General features: G+C 64.8%; 12 protein-coding genes and 1 tRNA gene. 6 read left to right on the forward strand and 7 right to left on the reverse strand.

All coding sequences use genetic code 11. The annotated features are described in order from the left end of the window. Positions 1–98 precede the first annotated feature (98 nt). Positions 99–758, forward strand: coding sequence for a phosphate signaling complex protein PhoU (phoU, locus tag Q0877_RS10505; protein ID WP_299167520.1), 660 nt, complete (start codon positions 99–101; stop codon positions 756–758). Positions 759–854: 96 nt separating this feature from the next. On the opposite strand, the gene Q0877_RS10510 is transcribed toward phoU, so the two are convergent. Beyond that, a complete protein-coding gene (locus Q0877_RS10510) occupies positions 855–1610 on the reverse strand; it encodes a phosphoglyceromutase (protein ID WP_299167522.1) in 756 nt (251 codons plus the stop codon). Between the two features lie 156 nt (positions 1611–1766). On the opposite strand from Q0877_RS10510, the gene Q0877_RS10515 reads away from it, so the two are divergent. Continuing rightward, positions 1767–2489 carry a class I SAM-dependent methyltransferase gene (locus Q0877_RS10515; RefSeq protein ID WP_299167650.1) on the forward strand — a complete coding sequence of 241 codons (723 nt, stop codon included), beginning with the start codon at positions 1767–1769 and terminating at the stop codon, positions 2487–2489. Positions 2490–2519: 30 nt separating this feature from the next. Here Q0877_RS10515 and Q0877_RS10520 read toward each other — a convergent pair whose 3' ends face one another. Further along, positions 2520–2840, reverse strand: coding sequence for a DUF2516 family protein (locus Q0877_RS10520; RefSeq protein WP_299167524.1), 321 nt, complete (start codon positions 2838–2840; stop codon positions 2520–2522). Positions 2841–2849: 9 nt separating this feature from the next. Beyond that, entirely contained in the window at positions 2850–3995 is a 1146-nt protein-coding gene (locus Q0877_RS10525) for a PLP-dependent aspartate aminotransferase family protein (protein WP_299167525.1), read from the reverse strand. A 219-nt stretch (positions 3996–4214) separates the two neighbouring features. On the opposite strand from Q0877_RS10525, the gene tmk reads away from it, so the two are divergent. The 4 genes from tmk (at position 4215) to Q0877_RS10545 (ending at position 7687) form a co-directional block, all read left to right on the forward strand. Further along, complete coding sequence (gene tmk / locus Q0877_RS10530; RefSeq protein WP_299167652.1) at positions 4215–4829, forward strand: dTMP kinase; 615 nt, start codon at positions 4215–4217, stop codon at positions 4827–4829. Further along, positions 4826–5989 (forward strand): DNA polymerase III subunit delta', encoded by a 1164-nt coding sequence (locus tag Q0877_RS10535; protein ID WP_299167527.1) that lies wholly within the window; start codon positions 4826–4828, stop codon positions 5987–5989. Before tmk ends, Q0877_RS10535 begins: the two co-directional genes overlap by 4 nt. Beyond that, complete coding sequence (locus Q0877_RS10540) at positions 5986–7533, forward strand: alpha/beta hydrolase (RefSeq protein ID WP_299167529.1); 1548 nt, start codon at positions 5986–5988, stop codon at positions 7531–7533. Before Q0877_RS10535 ends, Q0877_RS10540 begins: the two co-directional genes overlap by 4 nt. Before the next feature lie 81 nt (positions 7534–7614). After that, positions 7615–7687: transfer RNA gene (locus Q0877_RS10545), tRNA-Thr, on the forward strand. A 28-nt stretch (positions 7688–7715) separates the two neighbouring features. On the opposite strand, the gene Q0877_RS10550 is transcribed toward Q0877_RS10545, so the two are convergent. From Q0877_RS10550 to Q0877_RS10565, 4 genes are all read right to left on the reverse strand, one after another. Next, on the reverse strand, positions 7716–8294 hold the full coding sequence (locus tag Q0877_RS10550) for a hypothetical protein (RefSeq protein WP_299167530.1): 579 nt from the start codon (positions 8292–8294) through the stop codon (positions 7716–7718). A gap of 9 nt (positions 8295–8303) precedes the next feature. Further along, a complete protein-coding gene (locus Q0877_RS10555; protein ID WP_299167532.1) occupies positions 8304–9452 on the reverse strand; it encodes a zinc-dependent alcohol dehydrogenase in 1149 nt (382 codons plus the stop codon). 75 nt (positions 9453–9527) lie between these two features. After that, positions 9528–10778: an MFS transporter gene (locus tag Q0877_RS10560; RefSeq protein WP_299167533.1), complete on the reverse strand. Its 1251-nt coding sequence runs from the start codon at positions 10776–10778 to the stop codon at positions 9528–9530. Positions 10779–10789: 11 nt separating this feature from the next. After that, positions 10790–11845, reverse strand: coding sequence for a beta-propeller fold lactonase family protein (locus tag Q0877_RS10565; protein WP_299167535.1), 1056 nt, complete (start codon positions 11843–11845; stop codon positions 10790–10792). Positions 11846–11885: the final 40 nt, after the last annotated feature.

The following is an 11885-nucleotide window of genomic DNA, read 5'->3' on the forward strand; positions in this document are numbered from 1 at the left end:
ACCTAAAGGTGCGTAACAGTTAAGGGGCAGCTGAAAGCGTGCTGGACAGGACTGCGCATCTGCGCCCGTTCAGTACCTCAAAGGGAAAGGACGCCCACGTGCGTAAGGTTTTTCAGGCGGAGCTTCACCAAATCGGCGAAGAACTCATCGAGATCTCGAAGCTGGTTACCGAGGCCATGCAGAAGGCCACGACAGCGTTCGAGGGAGCGGATACCGAACTGGCGCAGGAAGTGATTGCTGCGGATGCACGCATCGACTTCCTCCAGAACGATCTCGACGAGCGGGCCATCGACGTGCTCGCCCTTCAGGGACCGGTTGCCAGCGACCTGCGCATGATCGTCGGCGCGCTGCGGATGAGCGCGTCGCTGGAGCGGATGGGCGATCTTGCCCGGCATATTGCGCAGCTGGCCCGCCTTCGCTTCCCGGAACTCGTGATCCCCGAGAGTATCCGGCCTACCTTCGTTGAGCTGGCGGAGTTGGACATCGCTATCGCCAACAAGGTCACTGAGCTCCTCGAGACACGCAACCTGGAGCTGACCAGCGAGATCAATGCGCACAACGCGCGGATCAACGAACTGCACGCGAGCGTCTTCAAGGCGGTTGCCGCTGCGGACTGGGATGCGTCCGCGCCGACCACCGTGGATGTCACCCTTGCCAGCCGCTACTTCGAGCGTTTCGCCGACCACGGCATCTCCGTCGCCCGCAAGGTTACCTACCTCGTCACCGGCGAGTGGCAGCCCAGCGCTCCGCTCAACTGACGCATCTGGTCTGACTGACGACGGCGGCTCGCCTCCTTTGCTGGGAGGCGGGCCGCCGTCGTCGTACTTGCTTTGTTAGTGCTCTGTTAGTGCGTCTTAGTGCTTGGATTTGCCCTGGTTTGCGACCGCCTCGATGGCGGCAGCGGCGGCGTCGGCGTCGAGGTAGGTACCGCCGGCCTTGACGGGCTTGAGGTCCTCGTCCAGTTCATACACCAGCGGGATGCCGGTGGGAATGTTGAGGGAGGCAATGTCAGCGTCGCTGATGCCGTCGAGGTGCTTGACGAGCGCGCGCAGGGAGTTACCGTGGGCGGCAATGAGGACCGTCTTGCCGGCCTTGATGTCCACGCTGATGTCTGACTCCCAGTACGGAAGGAACCGCTCGAGGACGTCCTTGAGGCACTCGGTGCGCGGAAGATCCTCACCAAGGTCCGCGTAACGGGGGTCATTGGCCTGCGAGTATTCGCTCGAATCGTCCAGGGGCGGCGGCGGCGTGTCATACGACCGGCGCCACTCCATGAATTGCTCCTCACCGAACTCGGCTAGCGTCTGGGCCTTGTCCTTGCCCTGGAGCGCACCGTAGTGACGCTCGTTCAGGCGCCAGCTCCGCTTGACGTCAATCCAGGTGCGGTCAGCCGCCTCCAGCGCGAGGTTGGCGGTAATGGTGGCCCGTTTCTGGCGCGAGGTATAAACGATGTCCGGCAGGAGGTCATGCTCCACCAGAAGCTCGCCGCCGCGCACGGCTTCCTTGCGGCCCAGTTCCGTCAATGCCACGTCAACCCAGCCGGTGAAAAGGTTCTTTTCATTCCACTCGCTCTGGCCATGGCGCAGCAGGATCAGTTTGTAAGAAGTCATGGTTCCCAGTCTGCCGTATTTGGTGAGGAGGGGCACGTGAAGAGCTGAGGTCGGCAGTTTCATTACCCGTAACCTTGAACAGTGCCAGAACGAAAGCCCGGAAAGCCGGTTGGAGCCATCACCCGCGGCACCACCAACCCCAACCGGCTGCGGCGAATGGACCGGTGGCTGGCCGGCCCCCAGGCCTGGCGCCTCCGGTCGGCCGAGGACCCTCTCGTCGTCGACCTCGGATACGGCGCGACGCCGGTGACCGCCGTCGAACTCTTCACCCGCCTTCGTGCGGTTCGCGCCGACGTCCAGGTGGTGGGTGTCGAGATCGATCCTGAGCGGGTGCGCGCCGCTCTTCCGCTTGAGCGGCCCGGCCTGAGTTTCGTCCAGGGCGGCTTTGAGGTGCCGCTCGGCGGGCGGCGTCCCGTCGTTGTTCGCGCGTTCAACGTGTTGCGCCAGTACGGCGAGGACGCGTATGCGGCCCATTGGGACCGTGTCCGGAGCCGGCTGTCCGAGGATGGGCTGTTCATTGACGGGACCTGTGACGAGATCGGGCGCCGGGCAACGTGGGCTGCGATCAGTGTTGAGGGCCCGGTGTCGCTCAGTATTTCGCTGCGCTTCGGCGGATTCGAGGTGCCCTCGGATGTGGCCGAACGGCTGCCGAAGGCGCTGATTCACCGGAACGTTCCGGGCGAGCGGGTGTTCGATTATCTGCAGGCGCTTGACCGCGCCTGGTTAGATGCCGCTCCGCTGGGCTCTTTTGGGAACCGCCAGCGGTGGATGGCCATGTGTTCAGCACTGGCCGACGCCGGTTGGCCGCTTGTCGACGGCCCCTCACGGTGGCGTCTGGGCGAGATTACGGTCGCCTGGGAGGCGGTTGCGCCTCGGTGATATAGCGGTAGGACTTAACAGGGCCGTGACTTACCAGGGGCCGTAGGGACCGCTGCCCTGGACTTCGCTCACCGCGGGCTTCACGTCCGCGAGGTAGACGCAGGCGGCGATGATCGCAACGAGCTGCAGAAGTCCGAACAGGCCGAAACCGCCGAAGTACGCGGTGAGCGCCCCGATCGCTGCAGAGCCAGCAGTCAGGCCGAGCCAGAAACTCTTGGTGCGCTTGAAGGTGGCCTCGAAGGAGGCAGGCTTGCGCTGGGCGCAGTCCACGAGCGCCCACAGTTCAATGGCGAGCGCGAGGTAGCCGAGAACACGAAAGAGCCACAACTCGGTCAACAGCACAATTTCCACGGAATCAGCCTAGCGGGTATTGGCGGCGGATGAGAGTGCCGCATCGAGGTCAGTCCACAGGTCCTCGACGTTCTCGATGCCGACGGACAGCCGGACCAGCGCCTCTGGTACCGTTTTCGGCTCACCGGGCTGGCGCCGTCGTCGTTCGATGAGGGACTCAACACCGCCCAGGGAAGTGGCGGGCAACCAGAGGCGGACAGCTTCGACCAGCGCGTCAGCGGTTTCCCGGCTCTCCAGTTCGATACTGATGATGCCGCCGTAGCCTTTTAGCTGCGCAGTGGCGCGCTCGTGGCCGGGGTCCGTTGGCAGTCCGGGGTAGCGGACCTTCTGGACAGCGGCGTGCTGCGCCAGCCTGGTCGCCAGTTCCAGCGCGTTGGCCTGGCTGCGTTCCATCCTCAAAGCGAGTGTGCGGAGCCCGCGAAGGGCGAGCCACACCTCGAACGGCCCGGCAATTGCGCCGTGAAGTGTGCGGTAGGAGGTCAGCCTGGCGCGCAGTTCAGGATCGGACGTGACCAGCGCCCCGAGCACGACGTCGGAATGGCCGGCAAGATATTTGGTGACGGAGTGGAGGACGACGTCGGCGCCATAGTCCAGCGGCCGGCACACCAGCGGTGTGTTGAAGGTGTTATCAACGACGACGACGGCGTCGGCTGCGTGGGCAGCCTCCGTCAGCACCGCGGTTTCAGCGACCTCAAGCATGGGGTTGGTGGGGCTTTCGAGCCACAGCATGTGAGCGCCGTCGAGCTGGCCCAGCACCTGCTCGGTGTCCGCGATGTCCACCTGCCGGACCGTAAGGCGACCCCGCGCTTCCTCGGCGAGCGCCAGCGAGACGGAGCCGCCGTACGCGTGGCGGGGAATGACCACCATTCCCCCGGTGGGAACCAGCGACAGCGCAGCGGCGGCAGCACCAAGTCCGGATGCGAAAGCGAGCGCTGGCAGCGCGGCACCCTCAAGTTCAGCGAGGGCTTCCTCGAAGGGATCCCACGTGGGGTTGGACATGCGCGCGTAGATGCGGTCGGATCCGGTGGGCGGCGCGGTCTCGTGGAAAGTCGATGACAGCACAATGGGCGGGTTGACCGGGGAATCGTGCTCACGGGGCGGGCGGCCTGCGGCCACAGTGAGGGTATCCGGGGCAAGGTGCGCGTGCTGGGTCATTGGATCAGGTTAAGTTGCCGAGTGATACGGGAGGTAATCCGGCACCGCCGATGACGCCCGCAGGGGAGAGTCACCCGTTGAATCATCAACTCTGAGTTAGCGGTTGCTCAGCACGACCGGTGGGTGGATTTTACGTGTTCTCCACAGGCTGCGCGTCTGCCAGGGCTAAGTCGGTAGGCTGATCCAGTGACATCCCAGACTTCCCGCCCTACCCGCGGCATGTTCGTTGCCTTCGAGGGCGGAGACAGCGCCGGCAAGTCCACGCAGGCTGCGCGGTTGGCGGAGTTCCTTCAGGCCGACGGCCGAACGGTGGTGCGCACCCGCGAGCCCGGTGGTACCGAAATCGGCGAGAAGCTGCGTTCCCTTGTGCTTGAACACGGGCACGGGCACATTGACTCCCGCACTGAAGCGCTGATTTTCGCGGCCGCGCGCGCAGCCCACGTGCATCAGGTGATCCTGCCCGCATTGGAGCGCGGCGACGTCGTCGTTTGCGACCGCTACATCGATTCCTCTGTGGCCTATCAGGGCGTGGGCCGGGGTCTCGGCTCGGACAGGGTGCGGGACATTAACCTCTGGGCAGTCGAGGGCCTGCGACCTGACCTCACCGTGCTGCTGGATGTTGACCATGTGGAAGGCCGCGGCCGCCGAACTTCCACTGCAGCACAGGAAGACCGCATGGAATCCGAGCCCGACTCCTTCCACGAGCAGATTCGGGCCGCTTTCCGGGACCAGGCGGCGTCGAGCCCGGACCAGTATCTGGTGCTGAACGCGTCGGATCCCGTCGATGAACTGGCAGCGATCATCGCGGACGCCGTGCAGGAACGCCTCGCGTGAGCGTATGGACGTTCCTGACCGGTCAGGCCGCCGCTGTTGAACAACTGCGCCGTGCCGCGGCCGCTGACCAGCCCAACCACGCCTGGTTGTTTACCGGCCCTCCCGGCTCCGGACGCTCCAATGCCGCCCGAGCCTTCGCCGCGGCGCTGCTCTGCGACCGCCCGCTGCTGGAGGAACGCGGCTGCGGGGAATGCAAGGCGTGCACGACGGCGTTGGCCGGCTCGCATGCCGACGTCACCAATGTGACTACCGAGAAGGTCACCATCAGCATCGACGAGGCCCGCGAGCTGGTGCGGAAAGCACAGGACAAACCGTCCACCGGCCGGTGGCGCGTCATCATCGTCGAAGACGCCGACCGCATGCAGGAACGCAGCACCAACGTACTCCTCAAGGCAATCGAGGAGCCGCCCCCGCGCACCATCTGGCTGCTCTGCGCGCCGAGTCCCGGCGACGTGCTGGTCACCATCCGTTCCCGCTGCCGGTCGGTCAGTCTGCGTGTTCCGCCCGTCGAGGCTGTAACGGACCTGCTGGTGCAGCGTGACGGCATCGATCCGGTCATCGCCGAAGCCGCAGCCCGTGCAGCCCAGAGCCACATCGGTGTCGCGAAGCGGTTGGCAACGGACACAGACGCACGCGAACGCCGAAACCAGATCGTGCGGCTGCCCCTGAACCTGCGCAACATCGCCGGCGCAATGAAGGCCGCGGCGGATCTCGTGAAACTCGCCGAAGCCGAAGCGCAGAGCTCCTTCGAGCAGCGCGACGCCGAAGAGAAAGCCGCGCTGCTGACCTCGCTCGGTGCGCCGGAATCGGGCACGCTTCCACCTGCCATCCGCGCGCAGGTCAAGCGGCTGGAAGAGGACCAGAACCGCCGCGCCAAACGTTCCAAGAACGACTACTTCGACCGGGCACTGACGGATCTCACCTCGTTCTACCGTGACGTCCTCATGCTGCAACTGGGCACGGTTGGGTATCTGGTGAACGAGCCGCTGCGGCCCGAACTCGAGCGCTACGCGGAACACGGAACGCCTGAGCAGACTCTCGGGCGTATCGAGGCCATCAACAAAGTGCGTACCCGAATCGTTGGAACCAATGTTGCCCCCCTGCTGGCCATCGAAGCGATGGCTGTCAGCCTGCTGCCAGAAAAGGAACTTTCCGCGTGACCAACTCCCACCCCGTGCGCCGCTCACCCCTGCGCGCGCTGGCAGGTGCTGCCGCCGTCGTCGTCGCCCTGGTGCTTTCCGGCTGTAATGCCGGCCCGGAAACCGGCGCGGTCGCTGCACCCGCCGAAGTGATTGGCGAGGTTCCGGAGAACCTTCAGGGGTTTTACTCCCAGGAAGTCACGTGGGAAGAATGCGAGGACGGTTTCGCCTGCGCCACCGTCAAGGTGCCGCTGGACTACAGCGATCCCGATCGCGAATCGATCGATATCGCTGCTATCCGTCTGGACGCATCGGGCGATGCGCAGGGCTCACTCCTTGTGAATCCCGGCGGGCCCGGCGGTTCGGGCTACAACCTCGTTCGTGATTCAGCGGAGAACATCCTCAGCGAGGAACTGCGCCAGTCCTACGACGTGGTGGGCTTCGATCCGCGCGGGGTGAACCGGTCCTCCGCCGTGGAATGCCTGACGGACGAAGAACGCGATGAAGCCCGGACAGAGACCATCCCGCCGGACGCCACAGATGCCGAAGCGCTGGAAATCCTTGAAGCAGACTCCGCCGAATACGCCGACCTCTGCGCCGAACGCACCGGTGAACTATTGGGTTACGTCGACACAGCCAGCGCCGCCAAAGACATGGATATCCTGCGGGCTGTAGTGGGCGATGAGCAGCTGAACTACCTCGGGTTCTCCTACGGGACCCAGCTCGGGGCGGCTTACGCCGGGCTGTTTCCGGACAACGTAGGGCGCTTCGTGCTCGATGGTGCAGTGGACCCCTCACTGAGTTCAGCCGAGATCACGGCGGGCCAGGTTGCCGCGTTTGATGAGGCGCTCCGGAACTATGTTGCGGACTGCCAGAGCCAGGCCGAATGCCCGCTTCCCGGCGACGTGGAAGAGGGCGTGGCCGTCGTTGATGATCTGTTCGAGTCGGTCGAGGAAAGTCCGATGACCGCCGCCGACGGCCGGCTGGTTACCGTCGGGACGTTCTTCCAGGGTTTTGTACTTCCGCTGTATGACAGCGCCAGCTGGCTGGCCCTCACCGGCGCGATTGACCGTGCGCTTCAGGGCGACCCAAGCGAAATTCTCCGGTTTGCGGACCTCGGCGCGGAGCGCCAGTCCGACGGCGACTACCTCACCAACGCGTCCGCCGCCTTCACAGCGGTGACGTGCCTCGATTACCCCATGTCCGCTGACCCGGAAGTCATGGCCGAGCAGGCGGCGGCACTTGAGGCGTCGTCGGCTGTGTTCGGCGAGTACCTCAGCTACGGCGCCCTGGCCTGCGAGGAGTGGGCGTATGAACCGGTACTGGAACCGTCCCCCGCCAGCGCGCCGGACGCGCCGCCCATGCTCGTCATCGGAACCACCGGCGATCCTGCCACACCGTACGAATGGTCGCTGTCCCTGGCGGAGCAGCTGGAATCGGCCGTTCACGTAACCTGGGAGGGGCAGGGCCACACCGCTTATGGCCGCTCCGGCGAGTGCATCGAATCGCTCGTGGATGATTTCCTGATCGAAGGCACCGTGCCCGAGGACGGCGTCCGCTGCTGATTTTGACCGGTGAGCTCATGCTCTTATACAGTTATTGCTTGTGGAATGAGCCTTTGCGTTAGCGGAGATCATCCACAAGTTGCCTCCTTAGCTCAGTCGGTAGAGCGTCTCACTCGTAATGAGAAGGTCGCCAGTTCGACTCTGGCAGGAGGCTCTTTTTGTGCCCTGGCGAAGTTCGCTCCCTAACGGCGCCGCACAAGCTTCCTGACGACGACGACGGCGGCGCCTCCCGCCGCTACCCACGGCGCACCGACAATCAGCGGGTCGATCCACTGATGATTGATGTCCGACCGCTTCACCCCGAATCGTGAGGCGATGCCATGCCGGCGCCTCTCCGACAGGACGCCCGTCTCGGTCACCGGGTTGTCGGGCCGCAGTGAGGCCAGGGAACGCAGATGACTCTCCCAGGCGTCCACGCGGTCGCCGAGAATCAGGAGCAGCCAATGAGCCGCCCGTCCCTCGCTGTAGGACGCGTAGGCGTGCCGCCGGATTGCACCCGAAAAGCCCTTGAGCGGGACGGACGTGCCGAACACCGGCGGAACGATCTCGTGTTCGATGGAGTGCTCGCGGCCCTCCGCGCCCGCCTGCCGCTCGGGGAAGTCCCAGTGCGCGCCGGTCGCTGACGGGTCCAGCCGTTCCTTGGGGTAGGACGGGCGGTCCGCCGGATCCAGGTCGGCACCCCAGCCGGGGATGCGGGCCCTCAGCTCCTCGCGCGTTTCGGTGTTCTTGGGCTTGTTGGAAACATAGGGCGTTGATGGCACGTAGCTCTCCTAGCGGGCGTTCGGAACGATCAGCGGCTTGATGCAGTTATCGAGCTTGGCCGAAAACATGTGATAGCCCTCGGCGATGTGCTCAAGCGGTATGCGGTGGGTGACAATGTCGTTCGGTTTCAGGTGGCCGTTTCGTATGTGCTCCAGAAGCCGCGGCCACTGCCGTTTGACCGGGCACTGGTTCATCCGCAGCGTAAGCCCCTTGTTGACGGCGTCGCCGAACTTCACTGCACTGAAAATTGGTCCATATGCACCGACCACTGAGACGTTCCCGCCCTTGCGCACCGCGTCGATTGCCCAGTTCAGCGCGATCGGCGATCCGCCCTGGAGCTTGAGTTTCGCTGCAGTGACATGCTGGAGGAAGTTGCCGTCGGCTTCGGCGCCAACGGCATCGATGACGACGTCGGCGCCCAGATAGTCGGTCGTCTTCTTCATCTCGACGACGATGTCGTCGTACTCGTTGTAGTTGAACGTTTCGGCGTGCGCAAAGGTCCGTGCCTTCTCCAGGCGGTACTCCAGCTGGTCGATCACAATCACCCTGCCGGCGCCCATCAGCCATGCCGACTTCGCAGCGAAGAGCCCCACCGGCCCCGCACCGAAAACGACAACGGTGTCCCCCTCCACGATGTCGCCCAGTTGGGCGCCGAAATAGCCGGTCGCCAGGGCATCGGTCATGAGGAGCGCGTCCTCATCGTCGAGCCAATCCGGAATGAGTGAGGGCCCGACGTCGGCAAACGGGACGCGTACGTATTCCGCCTGTCCGCCGTCGTACCCGCCCGTTGTGTGCGAGTAGCCGTAGATGCCGCCCACCGCCGTCGCGTTCGGGTTGACGTTGTGGCAGTTGGAGTAGAGACCGCGGGCGCAGAAATAGCAGGATCCGCAATAGACGTTGAAGGGAACCATCACCCGGTCCCCCGGACTGAGGCTGTGGACGGAGCCTCCCACTTTCTCAACGACGCCGATGAATTCGTGCCCGAAGGTTGTTCCGACGCGGGTGTCAGGCATCATGCCGTGGTACAGGTGCAGGTCGGAACCGCAGATGGCGGCCCTCGTCACGCGAATGATGGCGTCATTCGGGTGTTCGATCGCCGGGATGTCTTTTTCCTCGACACGGACCTTGTACGGGCCCCGATAGACCATTGCTCGCATTGTCGCCTCATTCCGGACTGTTCGTCGGAATAGTAAGCATACTGTCGACTGGCCGGGGCGGGTAGGGCAGGCTGGTCAGCGCCGGTGCTGCTTCGCACGCTCGGAAGAGAGAACACCGGCCAAGACGATGACAAGCACCGCGGCGAACGGCACAACCAGAAGCCCCAGTCGCAAGCTGAACGTGTCGGCGATCAGGCCCACCACCGGCGGCGACACGAGGAAACCAACGCGCATGAGCCAACTGATCACCGTCAGGCCGGTTCCAGGACGCAAGCCGTGCAGTTCATCTGCGCCGTGCATTGCTGCGGGAACCAGGGTGGCAACGCCGAACCCGGCAAGACCGAACCCGATGATGGTGCCCGCAACGGACGGAAACGCGAGCGCCGCACCCATCCCGAGGAAGACGATGACCCCGCCCGCCCGGGCGACCGCCCGCTGCCCGAAGCGGTCCACGAGCCCATCACCCAATAGCCTGCCGACGAACTGCGCGCCGACCATCGCCACAAAGCCGAGGGCGGCAATGCTGACACTGGCGTCCAGCTGCCCTGAGAGGTAGACCGCTGCCCACGTGCTGCCGGCGTCCTCGACCAGCGTGCCGCCGACGGCGATGACCACCAACGCCGCAAGCGTAGGGTACGGCGACGTCCGGCGCGCCCGAGGGCCACCGCCATTGAGGCCGTGGGTTCTCGGATCATCCGCCTGCACCGTAACGGGCACTCCCCGTTCCGCCGGCTCGGCTCCGGGCAACAGGAACCTGTAACTGATCAGGACAACGACGAAGAACAGCGCACCGGTGACGGCGAGATGAATGCCCCGCGGAACGTCCAGTGCCACGGCAAGACCGCCCAGCAACCCGCCCGAGACGGCGCCGATGGACCACACGGCGTGGAAGGAGTTCAGTATTGACCGCCCGTACAGCCGCTGGACACGAAGTCCATGCGAATTCTGGGCCACGTCGGTAATCGCATCCATGGCTCCCGCGAAGAACAATGCTGCAGCCAGCGTTATCCAGGTAGGCGATGCGCCTGCGAGGAAGACGCCTCCGGCAACGAAAAGCGTGCCCACGACTGCTACCCGTGATGATCTGTACCGCCGGATCAGCGCAGCTGCAGCCAGTCCTGCGATCAACGCGCCCAGTGGGAAGGAGGCTATCGCCAGCCCGTATTCGGCATTACTGAGTGCGAGGTCGCGTTTGATCTCGGGATAGCGGGGAAGAAGGTTGGCGAAGATGGCACCGTTCGTGAAGAAGAGTGCTGCGACAGCGATCCGGGCATTCCGAAGGTCCCGTGGAGCGGCAACCGGCGCGCCGGCGGTAGTTGAGGTCACGAACCCGTCCCTTACCCGACCCGGAGGACGCAGGCGGGCGCCGGTAGCCCGAGCAAAGAAACCTGTTCGACCGAACCTGCACCATCAACGCGCAGCACGTTGAGAGTCGACGAACCCTGGTTCGCCACGATCACGTAGTCAGCCGCATCGTCCTGCGCTGGCACAACGGCGAAGTGCCGCGGCCATGCCCCGCCGATGGGCGCGTCCGACAGGTGCCTGAGCGTCTGCCCATTCTCAGTCGGCTCCTCCTCCACAGCGAAGACAGCAAGCACGTCCGGCCCACGCGTTGCGGCATACAGCAGGTTCCTCGTCGCCGCGGACACACCGACGTCGAGGTGGGACGGCTGGCTCGGCCGGCCATCCGGCACCGGGGTTACCAGCGCCGGCACGCTTGAGAGGACGCTTCCGTCAAGTGACAGCACGTGCAGGCGCGAATCTAGTTCCCCCACAACGACGACGGCGCCACCTGGCAGAGATGCCTGGTGCCGCGGCCCCGTACCCGGCGGCAGATCGGCGGCAACACCGTCCGGGCCGGCCTGCGTGAACCGGCGGATTTCGTCGGTGCCCAAGTCACTGACCCAGACCGAGCCATTGCCGGCGTCGTGCACGTAGTGCGCATGCGGGCCTTCCTGCCGCTCACTGTTCGGACCGGAACCGGCGTTCCGGTATACCGCCTGCGCGCCTGCCGGTAGGCCGTCGTCGTTCAGCTCCAACCGGGTCACGACGCCGTCTCCATAGTTAGCAACCCAGAGCGCTTCCCTGGACGCACGAAGGTGGCAAGGAGAAGCCCCGCCGGTGGGCACTGTAACCAGATGGGTGAGACTGCCACCGTCCAGCCGAAACATACTGACAGCGCCTTCTTCGGTCTCGTTCACGGCATAAAGCACATGCCCGGAAGGGTGAAGCGCGAGGAAGGAGGGCGCCGTCGTCGTAATAAGACGCTGTTCACCGCTGAGGGCGCCGCTTCGGCGGTCGAGCGCTACCCGCCAGATGCCTTCCCCGGAGCCGGGGTCTGCGCCCTCAGGCGGGTAGGTGCCGATCAGAAGGTTAACCGTGTCGCTGTCCATGAGGACCATTGTTGCCGTAAAACGGTGCAGGCACCGCATG

Source organism: uncultured Arthrobacter sp. (assembly GCF_947495145.1).
In the GTDB taxonomy this organism is placed as follows: domain Bacteria; phylum Actinomycetota; class Actinomycetes; order Actinomycetales; family Micrococcaceae; genus Arthrobacter_D.

Excerpts from the sequence above, each read along its gene's own strand:
- Q0877_RS10510 (WP_299167522.1), bottom strand. The coding sequence starts at position 1,610 with ATGACTTCTTACAAACTGATCCTGCTGCGCCATGGCCAGAGCGAGTGG.
- Q0877_RS10515 (WP_299167650.1), top strand. The coding sequence starts at position 1,767 with ATGGACCGGTGGCTGGCCGGCCCCCAGGCCTGGCGCCTCCGGTCGGCC.
- Q0877_RS10525 (WP_299167525.1), bottom strand. The coding sequence starts at position 3,995 with ATGACCCAGCACGCGCACCTTGCCCCGGATACCCTCACTGTGGCCGCA.
- tmk (WP_299167652.1), top strand. The coding sequence starts at position 4,215 with ATGTTCGTTGCCTTCGAGGGCGGAGACAGCGCCGGCAAGTCCACGCAG.
- Q0877_RS10555 (WP_299167532.1), bottom strand. The coding sequence starts at position 9,452 with ATGCGAGCAATGGTCTATCGGGGCCCGTACAAGGTCCGTGTCGAGGAA.
- Q0877_RS10565 (WP_299167535.1), bottom strand. The coding sequence starts at position 11,845 with ATGGACAGCGACACGGTTAACCTTCTGATCGGCACCTACCCGCCTGAG.